We start from the raw sequence: 17782 nt of genomic DNA, 5'->3' as shown, positions 1-17782 counted from the left end.
ATAGGGGGGATTATGATCTGGAAGGTGTGGTACGTTTATAAAAGAGATTGGAAAAATATTTTTAGTGTTCCTACTGTTGTGTTGTTAGTGGGCGCACTTATGGTCCTGCCCTCTGCCTATGCTTGGATTAACATTAAGTCCATGTGGGACCCTTACGGCAATACATCAGGGATTCGTGTGGCTGTTAGTAACGAGGATGAAGGAACGCAAATACGAGGGAAAAAAATAAATGTAGGTAATGACACGGTCAAAAACCTTAAAAAGAATCATCAGCTTGGTTGGGTCTTTGTTAATCGGGAGGAAGCTGAAAGTGGAGTGGAAAGAGGAAGGTATTATGCTTATCTCATCATTCCCAATGATTTTTCAAGGAAATTGTCCAGTATTTTAGAGGTAAATCCCCGAAAACCAGAAATCGAATTCGCTGTAAATGAAAAAATCAATGCTGTAGCTCCGAAAATAGCAAGTTCAGGGGCCTCAAGCGTAACCACCCAAATTAGCCAGGCATTTATAAAAACAGTCAGTGAAGCAATTTTCAAAGGATTTTATAAAGCAGGTATTGAACTGGAGCAAGCACTGCCATCCATACATAATGTAGAAAAACAGATTTTTGAACTAGAAAAGGCTTTGCCTGAGATTGAGAAAATTGGAAAAATAGCGATTGAACTAGAGGGGAAGTTACCAGATATACAGGAAAAAGGACAGAAGATTATCCTGTTGGAGCAGAGAATACCAGAGATTCAGAAGGCTGGTACCAATATCCTAAAGGTTGAAGAGCGTTTACCGCTTATTAAAGAAACAGGCGAACAAGTAATAACCGTGCAAGAGAAAATTTTAAGTCTGCAGGAAGCCAAGGAACTGATCGCAGGCGGTGTCACTAATTTATCTATAATTGAAAACGAAATTCAAAAGACACTTAACCAAATGAAGGAAGCACCAGAAGCTCAGAGTGGATTCTCAGGAAATCAACAACAGCTTAGTCAGCTATACGATGAATTAGTAAAAATTCATCGTAATGTAAATGAAGCACAGTCAGATTTTCAAGAAAATGTAGATAATATGAATAAGGACATTAATTCGGCCGCCAATTTTTTTAAAAACGATTTTGCAAACTATGAGGATAAAATCCATAGAGCGGCTGACTTCGTGCGAACCGATTTACCAATTCTTGAAGAGGACATTCGAAAAGGATCCGAGTTAATTAGAACAAGACTTCCAGACTTAGTGAAAGCTGTTCATAAAGCAGCAGACCTGGCTCGTAATGATTTACCAGGATTTGAAGAGAAAGTAAGGAGTGCTGCTGATAAAATTAGAAAGTTCGAGAGCAGTGTCAATATGTACGATTTAATCCAATTTCTAAAGCATGATCCAGAAAGGGAAAGTAGTTTCTTTGAGAATCCGATCTTATTACAAACTAAGCGGCTATTTCCTATTCCGAACTATGGATCGGCAATGACACCGTTTTACACCATACTTGCACTATGGGTAGGGGCAACACTTTTAATTGCTTCACTCAAAGTGGATGTGGACAATCCGGACCTTAGTTTTAAAGGGTACCAGCTTTTTTTAGGAAGGCTTTTTACGTTTATAACTATCGGAATATCTCAAGCTGCCATCGTGTCTATTGGTGATTTGTTTTTCATTCATACCTATGCGGTGGACAAACTCTGGTTTGTACTATTGAGTATGTTTATCAGCCTGGTATTTGTCACGATCACTTATTCCTTGTGCTCGGTATTTGGCAATATTGGAAAAGGGTTAGCGATCATTTTCTTAGTTCTGCAAATCTCAAGTTCTGGTGCAACGTTTCCAGTAAGCTTGACCTCACCTTTTTTTCAAACGATTAACCCTTTTATGCCATTTACTTATGCAGTGAGTATGCTCCGTGAAACGGTAGGAGGAATGATTGTCGATGTAGTGATAAGAGATAGTATTGCCTTGGTGGTCTTTATTGGATTAAGCCTCCTTTTAGCACTAGTTTTAAAAAAACCATTAAGTAAACGGATTCAACAAGCAGAAGAAAAGGCAAGAACATCTAAGATTATTCCGTAGGACGAGATAAAAGTTCTAAGCTTTGGTTCATCTATGGACATAAGCTTTTTTCATTTGCCGGATTAGTTTTTGCGTATATTATCTAAACAAAAATAAACACTAGTAACTAATGGAGGTGGAGTTTGTGGAAAGTGAGCAACTACTAATCAATCGTAATAATTGTCTCTTGTCTTCTTCACTTGAAGAAAATATGGCCGCCATCCGGAGTTTATTCGACTCCTGTGAAGATATGGAATATAAAACTATTGAGATATCGAATGTTGAGGGATGCTTAATTTATCTACCAGAGATGATTGATTTAGGATTATTAAACGACATCGAAGGCCATGTCCTAGCTATGAATAATCATCAAACCATTCGAACAGAACAAGACACTCAAAATGTTCTAAAAAAGAATTTTTCACCCTTTGGTGTAAAACAAACGAATCGTATTGATTCGATTGTCAAATTGCTGTTATCAGGGACTACGATTTTACTAATAGATAATGAGGACCACGCATATTCACTGCAAACAGCAAAATATACGGGAAGGGCTATTGAAGAGGCTGTTACAGAACGAACCGTCCGTGGGCCGCGAGAAGGGTTTGTCGAGGATTTAAACACAAACCTAGCACTTATTCGAAAACGAATCCAAACACCACAATTAAAAGTAAACTTTCTTACACTTGGACGCCAGACCAATACAAAAGTTGGGATTGTATACATGGCTGGCATTGCAAGTGAACATATTGTACAAGAAATCAAAGAACGACTTTCAAGAATCGATATCGACGGAATACTTGAGAGTCAATATATCGAGTCTTTTATTAAAGATTCTAAATACTCTCCATTTCCAACTATTTATAATACCGATCGGACTGATAAAGTGTGTGGTAATTTATTAGATGGAAAGGTAGCCATTATCATGGATGGGTCACCCTTTGCTCTGACCGCGCCTGCCCTGTTTGTAGAATTCCTCCATACGAGTCAAGATTATTATGATCATTCACTCGCCGCAACGATGATCCGTTGGGTTCGATTTTTAGGCCTTTTTGTTACCTTAATTCTTCCTGCCTTTTATGTAGCAATGACAACCTTTCATCCCGATCTATTGCAAACAACAACGCTTTTAAGGATTGCAGGCAGCCGTGAAGGTCTCCCGTACCCAGTCCTAATTGAAGCAATCTTTATGATCATGACGTTTGAACTGATTCGTGAAGCCGGTTTAAGGTTGCCTAAAACCTTTGGAAGTCCCATTGTTATCATTTTGGCACTAGTTATTATTGGTCAGGCAGCTGTGCAAGCTGGGATCGTTGGTTCTGTTTTGAGTATTGTAGTTTCAGTTACGGCTTTAACTTCATTTATTTTGCCAAATTATGCTTTTCATCAAGTGATAAGAATGTTGGGCCTTCCTTTGCTTATATTGGCTGGTTTATTTGGTTTCATGGGCATTCTGATTGGTCTGATGTTCGGGCTAACTCATATCATTAGTTTGCGCTCATTTGGTGTACCTTATTTTACTCCTGTATCTCCAGCTATCTATCAAGGCTGGAAGGATGTCTTTATTCGGGCTCCGTGGTGGGGAATGAAGACGCGTATTCCAGGAATGAATATCAACAATTTTCATAGAAGTGGAGATGGTCCTCCATTTTCTATAGGAAGTCGGGAGAAAAAAGAAGATGAATCGGAATAAATTTTTATTAAAACTCGTTATTTATGTTCTTATGCTTTTTTCCTTAACAGCCTGTTGGAGTTCACATGAGATCGAAGAGAATGCCGTCATTGATATCATGGGAGTTGATAAAAATGAAAAAGGAGAATATGAACTGACTGCATCCATTGTAAAGACATACCAGATATTTTCGCTAACATCGAAAAATAGTTCAGATGGAAAGGGAGAGAATTCTTATATTATTTCTGCAAGTGGTAGAAGTATTGGCGAAGCTATATCAAAATTAGCAAGCACACTACCGAAACGACTGTACTTTGGCCATATGAATGTTCTCGTTTTAGGCAACACTTTTACAGTTGAGGAAGATATGAGGTCAAGTTTGGATTTTTTTAGAAGAGAAAATGATTTTCGTCCAAATATTCAACTTTTTGTAACCAAGGGGAAGGCAAAGGATATCGTAAGAACTAAACCAGAATTAAAGCCTACACTTGGATTGGAGATAAGAGGCATGTTTCAGTCAAATCGTTATGTTTCCTCCGCCATGGTAAAGGACATAAGTAAATTTTCAGATTCATTAAGCAACGTTTCAACTGACCCATATACAGGTGTCCTTTCATCCTCCGGGAGAGATAAGGATGTTCCCAAAGAACCTTCAGGCACATCTAAAAAAGAGAGCGGTAAAATAGAACCACAGGAAAATGTAGAGACTTCCTTGATTTTAAATGAAACTGCTGTGTTTAAAAAAGGAAAATTAGTTGGATACTTGGATAAGGAAGAAACAAATGGATTGCTTTGGCTTAAAGGAGAGTTGGTTAAAGAGGTTATTATAATTCCTTGTGGCGACGGTTCAAGTAAAGGAAACACGAGTCTTATTATTAGAAAGGTTAACACGACAATTTCACCTGTAAAGAGTGATTCTAAGATTACCCTCCATGTTGATATTCATGCGGACGGTGAAATAAGTGAGATGACTTGTTCAACGCCTTCCATATCAAGTAGTGATTTAGCAAAACTTAATCGACGGGTTGAGGACAATATAAGAACTGAAATTGATCTTTTATTTAGGAAGATTAAATATGATTGGAATACCGATTTAGTTGGTTTTGGTGAACGGATTAACCGTAAGTATCCTGAAGATTGGCGGGATATGGCTTCGTTCTGGAGTAAGGATGGTTTTAAAAATGCAGACATTGATATTACCATTGATTTTTCAACGACGAGATTTGGGTTACAGAAAGGAACAACATAAGAATAGAGGGCAAAAATGAAGACGTTATTCTTCTTACTATTTCTCTTACTCATAGGTATAACATCAAGTTTTCAACTATATTCTTCTTGGAAAAAGAAAGATAAAAAAGTGATGTTTATTCAAATTAGTATCCTTAGTTTAGCTATTGTATTAGGCGGTGTGCTTATATACGAAATCCAGCTTCCTTCTATATCAAAAATGTTTAACATAATCAGCCCGTTTTAAAATAATTGGAGGGAAATTCCTATGATTGAAAAGGGAAGAATTAGTAATATTCAAGCATCAATGTTAGCGATCACCTCTTTAACGATCATCGGCCATTTAATTATTTTGACGGTTGTGATGGCACATAGTAAGCAAGATGGGTGGATTGCAGGAATAGTCGGGAGTGCACTAGGGCTTATAGGAATAGTCTCGTTAGTTAAGTTGTCTCAGAGGTTTCCAGGGTTAACTTTAATTGAAATTCTCTTCAAACATTTTTCAGTGGTTGGGAAACTAGTGGGTATCCTCTATTTAGTTTATTTTTTTATCATGGCCTGTTTGGCAACCAGACTTTATGCTGAGGCTTATAAAAGAATAATGATGGAAACACCTATGTGGGCTGTGATAACAGTAATCCTTCTATTATCGATCTATATTGTTTATAACGGTCTGGAAACACTCGGGAGATTGAACCAAGTGATGTTACCTGTTTTAGTCCTTTTCGCCATCGCTGTTGTGATCCTAACTATGGATGAAAAGAAGGATTATTCTAATCTATTACCTTTTTTCGGGAATGGAATATATCCTGTGTCGTTAGGAGCACTCGCAGTTATGGGGTGGTTTGGTGAATTTGCGATTATGGGCATGGTATTGCCATATGTTCAACATCCTGCAAAGTTAGTTAAAACGGGGATTTATAGTGCGCTTATTACGTTGATTTTCTTTTTAGGGCCAATTACAGGGCCTATTGCCTTATTTGGGCCAGAGGAAGCCGCTAAAATGGCCTTCCCTACTTTTTCTGAAGTACGATATATTCAAGCGGGTGATGTAATTAATCGCTTTGATGCAATCGCCATTCTCTTTTGGACTGTGGGATTAATGATTCGTATCTCATTATTCTTTTACGGATTGTGTCTAGGGACTGCACAATTTTTTAAGACAAATACATACAAACCTTTTGTCATCCCATTTGCATGGTTAATCGGCGTGGGAGCGTTCTTTTTCGCAAAAAACTATTCCGAGATAAATGAATTTCTGTTCCAGTCTTACGTACCTATAAATATTATCATGGGTGCTGCCTTTCCCCTATTTTTCCTATGCATTGCAATGATGTTGATTAAGAAAAAAGCCGTATAAGGTGTCAGGCACTAAAAATTTAACTAAAATAACGAAACCAGGCAGACATGATAAAATGTCTGCCTGGTTTCGTTATTCCTCTCCTCAAGTGATTAAATTTTTTGAATTCTCCAAGACTTTTTAAAATATTATAATAAATCATCTTGACAATTCCTATGCGTATGGTAGGATTAATTTTATCAAATAAACGAAAAAGTTCGTCTTCAATCAAATATAAATCCTGACTAGACAAACTAGAGGCAGTCTGCGCCTAAGCGGGAAGAAAGCCTGCCACATTTACTAAAAGGAGGTCCATAGGATGACAAAAGCTGTAACTTATGAAAATTGGAATCAAATTTCGGATACTTTTTCCATTCAAGACAAGACAAAGGGTGCACTGTCAGTTTTAGAATGGGCATACAGCCAGTATCCTGAAGAGAAAATAATCTATGCCTCAAGTTTTGGTGCCGAAGCCATAGTATTAATTGATTTAATTTATCAAGTCAAAAAAGATGCGCAAATCGTTTTTTTAGATACAGGGCTTCACTTTCCTGAAACGTATGAGGTAATCGATCAAATTGAAGCACGTTTCCCAGAGTTACAAATTGAGCGAAAAACACCTAATTTGAGTTTAGACGAGCAAGCAGCGGAATACGGTTCAGCATTATGGAAAAGGGATCCTAACCAATGCTGTCAAATTAGAAAAGTTATACCTTTACGTGAGGCACTAACCCCAAGAGAGGCATGGATTTCAGGTCTTCGCAGGGAGCAGTCGCCAACAAGAAAGGATACTCAATTTATAAACAGGGATGATAAATTTCAAAATATTAAAATCTGTCCTTTAATTCACTGGACCTGGGATGAGGTTTGGGAGTATATCAGGGATAAAGATCTTCCTTATAACCAATTACATGACCAAAACTATCCAAGTATTGGCTGTTTTCCTTGTACTCAAGCGGTTGGAACTAATGGTGATTCCCGCGAAGGACGTTGGTCAGGCAGTAGTAAAACAGAGTGCGGATTGCACTCTAAGTAAAGGAGGTCATTCCAACGCTTACAATCATTGCGGTTTCAATAGGATTATTTTTTGCAGTAAATATTGGGGCTAGTGGAGCTGCTGCATCTATGGGAATATCCTACGGAGCCGGTGTAATCACGAAAAGAAGGGCCTTAGCACTTTGTGCGATTGCTGTTTTCCTTGGAGCTTGGCTCGGAGGAGAGGAAGTCGTCAAAACCATTGGGAGCGGGATTGTCCCGAGTAGTACCTTTACTGTTGCTATTGCTTTGATTGTCTTAGCCTCAGCCGCATTATCTTTGTTCCTAGCTAATATTTTTGGGATTCCTCTTTCTACGAGTGAAGTGGCAGTAGGTTCTGTTATTGGTGCCGGTGTTGTGTACCAATCAGTATTTTTTTCAAAAATTTTGTGGATTGCCATGTTTTGGCTGCTCACTCCTTTTGTTGCATTTGTAATTGCCATTTTAGCAGCATTACTTTTGAAACAGCCAATCATCAAAACATGGATGGAGAAATCAAAAGCGGGTCCTGTTTTAGTGATTATTGTTGTTTTCATGGGAATGTTTGAGGCTTTCTCAGCAGGAATGAACAATGTGGCTAACGCGGTCGGGCCGTTGGTTGCAGCAGGATTAATGCATAAGGGAGATGCAGTCCTTTGGGGCGGTCTGGCCGTTGCAGCAGGTGCATTTTTTCTTGGCCATCGTGTCATTGAAACAAATGGGAAAAAGATAACTACTCTCAAGTTAGAAGAGGGTTGTATCATTTCTAGTACAGGAGCAAGTATTGTAACAGCTGCCTCTATTTTTGGTATTCCTGTCCCTTTAACGCAAATTACCACCTCCTCTATAATAGGAATTGGCTTTGCTAAATATGGGAAGGCAGTACTGAAAAAAGATATTGTCGTGCAGTTGTTAACAGTTTGGATTGTATCACCTGTTTTATCGATGGTTCTTTCTTACACCATCATCCAATTAGTCATCGAACGAAATTTTTATCCAATTATCGCAATGGCCGGTGTGCTAATCTCTGTTTTTGGCGTGTTATTCTTAATGAAGAAAACACCTCCGAAGGTAATAGTACCCAACTCGAAGGTTACGAATGAATTAAAACTAGTAAAGAAAGGTTGATAAATATGTCATACTTACCAAAACCACATGGGGGAGAACTTATTCAAGCGTTTAACCCTAATTACGATCTAACATCTGTAGAAAAAGAACTAGAAATTGATGCGATTGCCTTAAGTGACTTGGAACTAATCGGAATCGGGCTATTTAGTCCTTTAAAAGGGTTTCTTGGCAAAGCTGATTATGAATCCGTTGTAAGCAATATGCGCTTAGCAGATAATACGATTTGGTCCATCCCAGTAACACTCCCAGTTTCTTATGAAGTAGCTGGTACACTAGTTGTTGGAGAAGAATTCAAACTTGTCCATAACAAAGAGGTTTATGGAGTTATTAAGGTTTCTGAGTGGTATGAACCCGATTTAGACAAGGAAGCACTTGAAGTCTACAGGACGGAAGAACTTGTCCACCCAGGTGTGAAACGACTTTATGAAAGAGGTCCTGTCTATGTGGCAGGTGAAATCGTGTTAGTAAAAAAATCAGAAAAAGGCGTATTCGGTGATGTATGGTTTGAGCCAAAGGAAACTCGGGCTATTTTCGAAGAAAAGGGATGGAAGACAGTTGTTGGCTTCCAAACCAGAAATCCAATTCATCGCGCACATGAATACATTCAAAAAGCTGCTCTTGAAACAGTCGATGGCTTGTTTGTAAACCCCCTTGTTGGAGAAACAAAGTCTGATGATGTTCCGGCGGATGTTCGTCTTAAAAGCTACCGTGTTTTACTTGAGAATTATTACCCTAGCGAACGCGTCCAGTTAGGTGTTTATCCAGCTGCAATGCGCTATGCAGGACCAAGGGAAGCCATTTTCCATGCGCTTGCCCGTAAGAATTTCGGCTGCACCCATTTCATTGTAGGCCGTGATCATGCTGGAGTAGGAAACTATTATGGAACTTACGATGCACAGCACATTTTTAGTAATTTTACCGAAGAAGAGCTTGGAATTAAGCCGTTGTTCTTTGAACATAGCTTCTATTGCACTAAATGCGAAGGAATGGCTTCTGATAAAACTTGCCCGCATAGCAAGGAAGACAGGGTAATCCTATCTGGCACAAAGGTAAGAGAGATGCTTCGCGCAGGCGTACTTCCACCATCTACTTTTAGCCGCAAAGAGGTTGTAGAAGTACTAATCGAAGGAATGAAAGAAACAGCAACCGTGTAAGGAGGAAATAAATCTATGACGAAACCAACGAATATTACATGGCATGAAACATCGATTTCAAAAGAAAATCGACGTGAAAAAAATGGGCATGGAAGCTGCGCCCTTTGGTTTACTGGACTCTCGGGGTCTGGTAAATCAACCATCGCAAATGCTGTTTCCCACGAATTATTCCGACAAGGAATCAGTGAATATGTTCTCGATGGGGACAACATTCGCCACGGATTAAATAAGGATCTTGGTTTTTCTGATTTTGACCGAACTGAAAATATCCGTAGAATTGGTGAAGTAGCCAAATTGTTTGTTGACAGTGGAAAAGTAGTGACGACTGCCTTTATTTCTCCCTTCCGATCTGATCGAGATCAAGTGCGCGCTTTGTTTGAAGACGGTGAATTTATTGAAGTCTTTGTTCAATGTCCAATCGAGGAATGTGAACGTCGTGATCCCAAGCAATTATATGCGAAAGCACGCCGTGGGGAGATCAAGGATTTCACAGGAATCGACTCTCCTTATGAAGCACCAGAACAGCCGGAAATTACTCTTCACTCTGATCAAGTCACAGTGGAAGAAGCAGTGGGACAAGTCTTTGCTTATTTAAGAGAGAAGAATATCATCTAAATTCATCGTGGTACCATCTCTTCTTTGAAGAGATGGTATGGGATGTTGCGATTAGTAAAGGATCTGAAAGAAATCTAGGAAGGAGCAGTGAGGGTGAGAGCAATTCTATACATTGGCCATGGGACACGTTCAAAAGAGGGGGCTGAAGAAGCCAAATCTTTTATACATAGAGTGATGGAACGAATAGATGTGGAGATTCAGGAAATCAGTTTTCTCGAGCTGACCAAGCCAGGTATAGAAGAGGGCTTTCTGCGCTGTGTAGATAGGGGAGCGACGGAAATTACAGTCGTTCCCTTATTTTTGTTAGCTGCTGGTCATATTAAAGAGGATATTCCGCAAGCACTTTCACACCTTTGTAAGAGGTTTCCGCATATCAATGTAAATATAAGGGATCCATTTGGCGTTCAGGGGAAAATTCTTGATGGGATTGCTGAGTTGGTTAGGAATACGGTCTTTGATCTATCGCCACATGATTCGATTTTAATTGTCGGAAGGGGCAGTAGTGACAAGAGCATTCATTCTGCCTTCGCCGCGATTTCCCAAGGGATTAGTGAACGCCTTGAAATAGAAAACTGTGCGGTTTGTTTTTTAGCGGCAACTGAGCCGCGGCTTCAAGAAGGTGTGGAAACCATTTCAAAACATGCTGCTGGAAAAATCATCGTTATTCCCTATTTATTATTTTCCGGTCTCCTTTTAAAGGAAGTGGACCAAATGGTCAGACAGAGACTTGAACTAGGTCAGCAAATTATTCACACTGGTCAGCTAAGCAAACATCGTGTAATTGAAGATATTATCATTGAACGAGCAACAAAAAGTGAATAAATTCTAACCATTAGCTAAAATCAATATGATTTTAGCTATTTTTTTGGAAAAAATGGGGAGATTAAGCAAAGTAATGATAAAAAAGATGAACTTGAGTTCATCTTTAGTTGTAAAAATGAAATAATTATCATATAGATATAGATTATTTTATATTCAAACGGAAATAATTAATGGCTAAATTCTAACGAAAAGAAGTGATTATGTGACAGAATTCATTCAAGAAAAAGTCCAACACCGAAAGTTACCACTCAGGAAGATCATTCTCCGAGCATTCGCCATCACCATTGGAGCCATTCTTATGGCAACCGGGTTAGAAATATTTCTAGTTCCAAACCATGTAATTGATGGTGGAATCACCGGTATTTCAATTATGCTTGCTCATATCACAGGTTGGAAATTAGGATTCTTCCTCCTCATTTTAAACTTACCATTTGTTTATATGGGATATAAGCAGCTGGGAAAAACCTTTGCTATATCAACCGTGTATGGAATTATCGTTTTATCGATTTTCACTTCATTTTTTCACCCCATTCCCGCTTTTACCGACGATATTCTTCTGGCAACCGTTTTTGGAGGGATGATCCTAGGAACCGGTGTAGGTGTTGTTATCCGTAATGGCGGTGCGCTGGACGGAACAGAAATCCTGGCACTTTTGATAACGAAAAAAGTCCCATTTTCAGTTGGGCAAATCATCATGTTCATTAATATCTTTATCTTAGGAGCAGCAGGTTTTGTGTTTAGTTGGGATCGCGCAATGTATTCCTTATTAGCCTATGTTATTGCTTCAAAGGCTATTGATACCGTTGTAGCTGGTTTAGAAGAATCAAAATCTGTTTGGATTATTAGTGATGAAGCAGAGGAGATTGGAGATGCCATAAATGCTAGACTCGGAAGGGGAGTAACATACATTAAAGGTCAAGGTGCATTCACTGGAGATAATAAAAAGGTCATCTTCAGTATTATTACGAGGTTGGAAGAGTCTAAGTTAAACACGATTGTTCAAGATATAGATCCTTCTGCATTTTTAGCAATTGGTGACATATCAGAAGTTCGTGGAGGCCGATTTAAGAAAAAAGACATCCATTAACAGAAAAAAGGATCTGCCATTTTAATCACAGATCCTTCTATCAAAATTAGTGGCCCAGGCCGGGATTGTCTACATGTCTTATATGTTTCGTGTTAACCCAGATAAAGAGTACCGAAATAAGGACAAAACCTGCTCCGACGAGAAATGGAACACTTGGATTATATATTTCAGTAAGTTTTCCCGCTGTAAATGGTGCAATTGCACCTCCAATAAACCGGAGGAAGCTATAGGCAGCAGATGCCGTCGATCGTTCAACCGGGGCTGCATTCATTACGGCTGTAGTAATTAGGGTATTGTTATTTCCTAATAAGGCGCCGGCTAAAATAACAGCTCCAATGATTACCCATTGGGTGGAGGTCCATACACCCATAGCGACCAAAAGTAGTGCAAACAAAATTAACATTAGACACATTGATTTTATGGTTCCAAACCATTCAGTCAATTTTGGAGCCATAAAAACAGAGGTGAGAGCTAGTAGGATTCCCCAGCCAAGGAATACGAAGCCTAAACCGTGTTCATCCAAGCCCATAACGAATGGTGCATAGGCCAGCAAGGTAAAGAAGCCAAAGTTATAGAGTGCTGCTGCAATCCCGAAAACAAGAAGAGAACGATGTTTTAAGGCGCGAAATGGATCCAATACTGAAGATCGAGTTTTTATCCCATTTGGAGCAGTTGATTTTGGCATGAGGATGAAGAGACCAATGAAGGCAATTATCATTAATGTGGCAACGCCAAGAAATGGACCTCGCCAGACAATTGCGCCAAGCCAGCCGCCTAATAGTGGGCCCACTGAAATTCCAAGACCAATTGCTGCTTCATATAGAATGATCGCTTTTGCTGTTCCGCTATTAGAAAGTGACACGATTGCCGATAAAGCTGTTGCTACAAACAACGCATTCCCAAGGCCCCAGCCTCCTCGAAGTCCAACGAGTGTCCAAATCCCGTTTGAAAACCCGCCCAGGGCTGAAAAGATCGCAATAATCACAATTCCAGTGAGTAATGTCCATTTGATGCCAAGTCTTGACGAAATTACTCCCGTAATAAGCATGGCTACTGCCATAACAGCATTATAACTAGTAAACAGCAAGGTAACTTCACTATGAGAGGCATTTAATTGTTGTGCGATTGCCGGCAAAATAGGATCTACAAGACCCAAGCCCATGAACGCAATAATACTCGCAAAAAAAACGGCCCAAACTGCTTTGGGTTGGTTAAGTAAACCAGCCTTTTTATCGGCTATCTCCAATATCGGTTGTGGAGTCCCAATATTAGATTCTGGTGTTGCTGACATTTAAATTCCCCCTATTGTTTGTAAAATTTCTCTTGAGGTCAATTAATTTTTCAATCCCTCCTGAGTCTTTCCAACTTTTTGAATTAGTTGTATGATGAAAGTATATAATTGTATTATACAATCAATTTCCACTACGTCAATAGTCCTTTTGCAATAAGGCTATGTCAGTGTTTACAATTGATTAAGTTCGTATGTTATCATAAATATATGAAGAAATTAGGTTAACAGTGAGGAAGGAAAGAAATGGATAAATATTCCTTAGAGATGATCGAACTGGAGTTGGCCATTCTGATTCGCCGAACCACTTCAAATTCGATTAATAAAAAATTCGGTAATCTTGATCGATCTGCTTATCTCATCCTTCGGCGAATCGTCGAAAAAGGGGCAGTAGGGGTCAAAGTGTTGGCTGAAGAATTTCAGTTAGACATATCAACAATTAGTAGACAAGCAGCCGCTTTAGAGCATAAAGGTTATTTATACAGAATCCCTGATCCTTTGGATGGGAGGGCATACTATCTTGAGATAACTGAACAGGGTACAAAGGAATTGTTCGATTATAAACGGGCACGTTTAGAGAGAATTACCGAACTAGTAGAAGATTGGTCAGATGATGACCGCGAACAATTTGCGAAACTTTTAAAGAAATTTAATCGGTCATTTAGATAACTTGTATATGGATTGGAAAAAAAGAGGTAATCCGAAAAGTTGTGAAAACAACTTTCTGGATCAACCTCTTTTTTTATCGGGATTTCAAAGGTGATAAAAGTTCTATAAATCTCTCAAATGGAAGTTCACAGGCTGGGTATTTTTCTAATAGATGTAACATCGAAATTCCTTTTCTAGCAATTTGCAATTGATAGGCTTCATTGCTAAGGAGTGACTCTAATTCCAGCTTGTGTGGTGGACAGACGGTAAATTCAGCAAGGACACGGAGTTGGTCAGGGGTGACAGTATCCGCCAAGTCGACACTAAAGCTTAGTAAATCCCACGCACGAACAGGAAAATCTAGTGGAAGATGGTTAACTTCAACCTGGTTTCCGCTTAAGATAATTTGCGTATTTCTATCAAGACCATAACGATTAAGGACTCGTTCAACCAGTTCTGCCGAATTCTGAGAAATGAATCCAATCGTGTAATCCTCTTGATTGGGAACCTCTTCACGTGGTAACGGGCTACCTGATAAACCATTAACAAAATGAACCGTTAAGGTGTTGTGCACTGAACTACTATGGTTCATACTCTTTAACCCAAAAACATCAAATACCTTTGGCCAAACCTGGGCATGCCATTCTTCGTACTGCTTCTCAAATTCACTGCTCGCATCTCCTTGACCCTTGTGGAACAACCGTGTGGCACCTCTTTCACAAAGCTTTTCATCAATATAAGTTGGAATCTCTTGGTACGTACTAGCCCAATTGGTATCACCACAGCCAAAAACAGCAAATTTGACACCATTCAAAGAATCCGCATCATCTTCCTTTAGCCATTTTACAAATTTACGGGCATTTTTTGGCGGATTCCCATTGTAGGAGGAAGTAATGATAAGGATTGCTCCCTCTTTTGGTAGTCCTCCTGCAAATTCATCTAATGGTGCAACTTCACTTCGGAATCCTTTAAACCGAGCGGTTACTGCCAAGTCACGTGCGATGCCCTCTGCTGTACCCATATTAGAACCGTATAGGACAAGAAGTGGTGTGTTATGTGCACCAATAATCGATGGACTCCCCTGTGATGCTTGTTCTTTAGTAGGCTCTAATGTTGTACTTGTTTCATTCATTACAAGGGGAACATTATTAAAAGTCTCACGGGGCCGAACCTGCATTTTTAATCCGTCTGGTTTTAGGGTTAAGGTTTCCTTCACTTTTAAATGATAATTTGTATGGTCAATAAGATGGAAGTGTTTAAGGATCATCCCAATTAGTAAGGTTGCTTCATGCATAGCGAATTGCTGCCCAATACACGCACGCTGTCCATTTCCAAACGGTTTGAAGGCATCGTGTGGGATATTGCTTGGATCCTCGAATCTCTCAGGCTTAAATTCTTCAACGTCATTTCCCCAAGCATTTCGATCGCGGTGCAGTTTAGGAAGTAACACATTGACAACATCCCTCTTTTTAAGCGGATATTTTCCGGCTAGCAGTGTGTCTTCCTTTGCAAATAGCGAAAAAAGTGGGGCTGTAGGCCATAGTCGCAGTGATTCATTCAGAATCATGCGAATGTATTTTAGATTTCGAACCTGAGGGTAACTTGGAATTGCATCCGTTAGAACCTGGTCCACCTCTGCATAGGCTTTTTCAAGCTTATCCGGATGTTTCATTAGGAAATATAAAGCAAATGAGAGTAAACCGCTAGTTGTTTCATGCCCAGCAATTAAAAAGGTAATTATTTGATAGCGGATATTTTCATCACTCAACTTTTCACCTGTTACCGGATCTGCGCTTTTAAGCATTCGAGAAAGAAGGTCCTCTGCCCCAGGGTCCTCACCTAATTTACGCTCTTCAATAATCCGGACGACAAGAGATACCATGGTATGTATATCTTGATTAAATTCCTTTCATAATCAAAATGATTATAAAATTTATAATATTAAAATAATATTAAGATAGATTATAACACGAATAGATTGTTTATATAAGATAGAGAAGACAAAATTTTAAGACAATTTTCTTCATATTTTTCGTTTTCGGCATGGAACGAATAAAAGTCAACAGAAAACAGTGATGATTAAACAGGCTTTGTCTACCAATCTTATAAAAAATGTAAGTTTTTGATTGGATATTTTTCGTTTTCATTTTTGTATGGATCGAAAGGGTTTTTGTGTGAATATTATATCAACAGAATAATCGTTTTAAAAAGAGAGACATTGGTACTCTAAACTGGTATTATCTTTGTGTAATAAACATTTTTATATCGACTGTTTTTAAAAAGGGTGGGAGACAGATGATCATGGACACTAAACGAATCGAACAAGACTTTTTAGGAAAAAAAGAGATACCAGCAGATGCTTATTATGGTATTCAAACTCTAAGGGCAGTGGAAAATTTTCCAATTACAGGCTATCGAATCCATGAGGAATTGATAATCGCCCTTGCAATGATCAAAAAAGCAGCAGCGATTGCCAATATGAATACGAAGAGGTTGTATAGTGGCCTTGGTAACGTAATTAGCGAGGCTGCGGATGAAATTATTGCAGGGAAATGGAACGATCAGTTCATCGTTGACCCAATCCAAGGTGGAGCGGGAACATCTATGAATATGAACGCCAACGAAGTGATTGCCAACAGAGGGCTAGAATTGCTTGGACATGAAAAGGGTGACTATCTGCATTTGAGTCCTAATACACATGTAAATATGTCGCAATCGACCAATGATGTATTTCCAACAGCTATTCATATTGCAACACTAAGATTATTGGAAAAATTACTAGTGACTATGAAGGATATGCATAAGGTATTTAAGGACAAAGCGAAGCAATTTGAAAAAGTGATTAAAATGGGGCGTACCCATCTCCAGGATGCCGTTCCCATTCGTCTTGGTCAAGAATTTGAAGCTTATTCCCGTGTCCTTGAACGTGATATTAAGCGAATCAATCTATCCCGTGAAAATTTATTTGAAGTTAACATGGGTGCAACGGCGGTAGGAACTGGATTAAATGCAGATCCAAAATATATTGAAGATGTCGTCAAACAACTGGCAGTCATAAGTGGACTACCATTAGTCAATGCAGAACATTTAGTGGATGCTACTCAAAATACGGATGCATATACTGAGGTTTCAGCTGCACTTAAAGTGTGTATGATGAATATGTCAAAAATTGCCAATGACCTTCGATTAATGGCCTCAGGTCCACGTGCAGGACTAGGGGAGATCTCACTGCCAGCTCGTCAGCCAGGTTCATCCATTATGCCGGGGAAAGTGAATCCTGTCATGCCAGAATTGATTAATCAAATTGCCTTCCAAGTAATCGGGAATGATCATACCATTTGCCTCGCATCAGAAGCAGGTCAACTTGAATTAAACGTTATGGAACCAGTATTGGTATTTAATTTACTTCAATCTATTAGTATTATGAACAACGGCTTCCGTTCCTTTACTGATCATTGTTTAGTAGGTATTGAGGCAAATGAGGCACGCTTAAAAGAAAATGTCGAAAAGAGCGTTGGGATTATAACTGCGGTTAATCCACATCTCGGCTATGAAGTGGCCGCGAGGATTGCAAGAGAAGCAACGGTAACAGGGAAATCAGTTCGCGAACTTTGCTTAAAGTATGATGTTCTTAGCGAAGAAGAGTTAGATATCATTTTAAATATCTATGAAATGACCAAACCAGGAATATCAGGTGCGGCTCTTCTAGATAAAGATTAATATATTAAAGTGGTGCCTGACACCCGATACTTCCACGTAT

General features: G+C 39.1%; 14 protein-coding genes. 12 read left to right on the top strand and 2 right to left on the bottom strand.

Translation table 11 applies throughout. From position 1 onward, the window contains the following. Positions 1–12 precede the first annotated feature (12 nt). The 10 genes from ACJ004_RS12970 to ACJ004_RS12925 all read left to right on the top strand — a co-directional run bounded on the left by ACJ004_RS12970 (position 13) and on the right by ACJ004_RS12925 (position 12086). Complete coding sequence (locus ACJ004_RS12970; protein WP_410893439.1) at positions 13–2049, top strand: YhgE/Pip family protein; 2037 nt, start codon at positions 13–15, stop codon at positions 2047–2049. Positions 2050–2173: 124 nt separating this feature from the next. Beyond that, positions 2174–3721, top strand: coding sequence for a spore germination protein (locus ACJ004_RS12965; protein ID WP_410893438.1), 1548 nt, complete (start codon positions 2174–2176; stop codon positions 3719–3721). Then, positions 3708–4949 (top strand): Ger(x)C family spore germination protein, encoded by a 1242-nt coding sequence (locus ACJ004_RS12960; RefSeq protein WP_410893437.1) that lies wholly within the window; start codon positions 3708–3710, stop codon positions 4947–4949. Before ACJ004_RS12965 ends, ACJ004_RS12960 begins: the two co-directional genes overlap by 14 nt. 246 nt (positions 4950–5195) lie before the next feature. Further along, positions 5196–6287, top strand: coding sequence for a GerAB/ArcD/ProY family transporter (locus ACJ004_RS12955; protein WP_410893436.1), 1092 nt, complete (start codon positions 5196–5198; stop codon positions 6285–6287). A gap of 298 nt (positions 6288–6585) precedes the next feature. Continuing rightward, complete coding sequence (locus ACJ004_RS12950; RefSeq protein ID WP_410893435.1) at positions 6586–7302, top strand: phosphoadenylyl-sulfate reductase; 717 nt, start codon at positions 6586–6588, stop codon at positions 7300–7302. An 8-nt stretch (positions 7303–7310) separates the two neighbouring features. Then, on the top strand, positions 7311–8408 hold the full coding sequence (gene cysP, locus ACJ004_RS12945; protein ID WP_410893495.1) for a sulfate permease: 1098 nt from the start codon (positions 7311–7313) through the stop codon (positions 8406–8408). A gap of 5 nt (positions 8409–8413) precedes the next feature. After that, complete coding sequence (gene sat, locus ACJ004_RS12940) at positions 8414–9562, top strand: sulfate adenylyltransferase (protein ID WP_410893434.1); 1149 nt, start codon at positions 8414–8416, stop codon at positions 9560–9562. 15 nt (positions 9563–9577) lie between these two features. After that, positions 9578–10177, top strand: a complete 600-nt coding sequence (gene cysC / locus ACJ004_RS12935; RefSeq protein ID WP_410893433.1) for an adenylyl-sulfate kinase — start codon at positions 9578–9580, stop codon at positions 10175–10177. Between the two features lie 93 nt (positions 10178–10270). Then, on the top strand, positions 10271–10999 hold the full coding sequence (locus ACJ004_RS12930; protein WP_410893432.1) for a sirohydrochlorin chelatase: 729 nt from the start codon (positions 10271–10273) through the stop codon (positions 10997–10999). Between the two features lie 202 nt (positions 11000–11201). Then, entirely contained in the window at positions 11202–12086 is an 885-nt protein-coding gene (locus ACJ004_RS12925; protein ID WP_410893431.1) for a YitT family protein, read from the top strand. A 46-nt stretch (positions 12087–12132) separates the two neighbouring features. On the opposite strand, the gene ACJ004_RS12920 is transcribed toward ACJ004_RS12925, so the two are convergent. After that, positions 12133–13377 (bottom strand): MFS transporter, encoded by a 1245-nt coding sequence (locus tag ACJ004_RS12920; RefSeq protein ID WP_410893430.1) that lies wholly within the window; start codon positions 13375–13377, stop codon positions 12133–12135. Positions 13378–13620: 243 nt separating this feature from the next. On the opposite strand from ACJ004_RS12920, the gene ACJ004_RS12915 reads away from it, so the two are divergent. Then, positions 13621–14043, top strand: coding sequence for a MarR family winged helix-turn-helix transcriptional regulator (locus ACJ004_RS12915; RefSeq protein WP_410893429.1), 423 nt, complete (start codon positions 13621–13623; stop codon positions 14041–14043). Between the two features lie 73 nt (positions 14044–14116). Here the strand turns inward: ACJ004_RS12915 and ACJ004_RS12910 are convergent, their stop codons facing one another. Continuing rightward, positions 14117–15904, bottom strand: coding sequence for a cytochrome P450 (locus tag ACJ004_RS12910; RefSeq protein WP_410893428.1), 1788 nt, complete (start codon positions 15902–15904; stop codon positions 14117–14119). A gap of 413 nt (positions 15905–16317) precedes the next feature. Between ACJ004_RS12910 and aspA the strand changes: the two genes are divergently transcribed. Then, a complete protein-coding gene (aspA, locus tag ACJ004_RS12905; RefSeq protein WP_410893427.1) occupies positions 16318–17742 on the top strand; it encodes an aspartate ammonia-lyase in 1425 nt (474 codons plus the stop codon). The last annotated feature ends 40 nt before the right edge of the window (positions 17743–17782 follow it).

The sequence above is a fragment of the Neobacillus sp. 204 genome, from assembly GCF_046562815.1.
Taxonomy (GTDB): Bacteria; Bacillota; Bacilli; order Bacillales; family Cytobacillaceae; genus Neobacillus.
Note: the sequence above shows the minus strand (reverse complement) of the source record. Positions and strands in the feature narration are given on the sequence as shown.

Excerpts from the sequence above, each read along its gene's own strand:
- ACJ004_RS12970 (WP_410893439.1), top strand. The coding sequence starts at position 13 with ATGATCTGGAAGGTGTGGTACGTTTATAAAAGAGATTGGAAAAATATT.
- ACJ004_RS12960 (WP_410893437.1), top strand. The coding sequence starts at position 3,708 with ATGAATCGGAATAAATTTTTATTAAAACTCGTTATTTATGTTCTTATG.
- ACJ004_RS12955 (WP_410893436.1), top strand. The coding sequence starts at position 5,196 with ATGATTGAAAAGGGAAGAATTAGTAATATTCAAGCATCAATGTTAGCG.
- ACJ004_RS12950 (WP_410893435.1), top strand. The coding sequence starts at position 6,586 with ATGACAAAAGCTGTAACTTATGAAAATTGGAATCAAATTTCGGATACT.
- sat (WP_410893434.1), top strand. The coding sequence starts at position 8,414 with ATGTCATACTTACCAAAACCACATGGGGGAGAACTTATTCAAGCGTTT.
- cysC (WP_410893433.1), top strand. The coding sequence starts at position 9,578 with ATGACGAAACCAACGAATATTACATGGCATGAAACATCGATTTCAAAA.
- ACJ004_RS12920 (WP_410893430.1), bottom strand. The coding sequence starts at position 13,377 with ATGTCAGCAACACCAGAATCTAATATTGGGACTCCACAACCGATATTG.
- ACJ004_RS12915 (WP_410893429.1), top strand. The coding sequence starts at position 13,621 with ATGGATAAATATTCCTTAGAGATGATCGAACTGGAGTTGGCCATTCTG.
- ACJ004_RS12910 (WP_410893428.1), bottom strand. The coding sequence starts at position 15,904 with ATGGTATCTCTTGTCGTCCGGATTATTGAAGAGCGTAAATTAGGTGAG.
- aspA (WP_410893427.1), top strand. The coding sequence starts at position 16,318 with ATGATCATGGACACTAAACGAATCGAACAAGACTTTTTAGGAAAAAAA.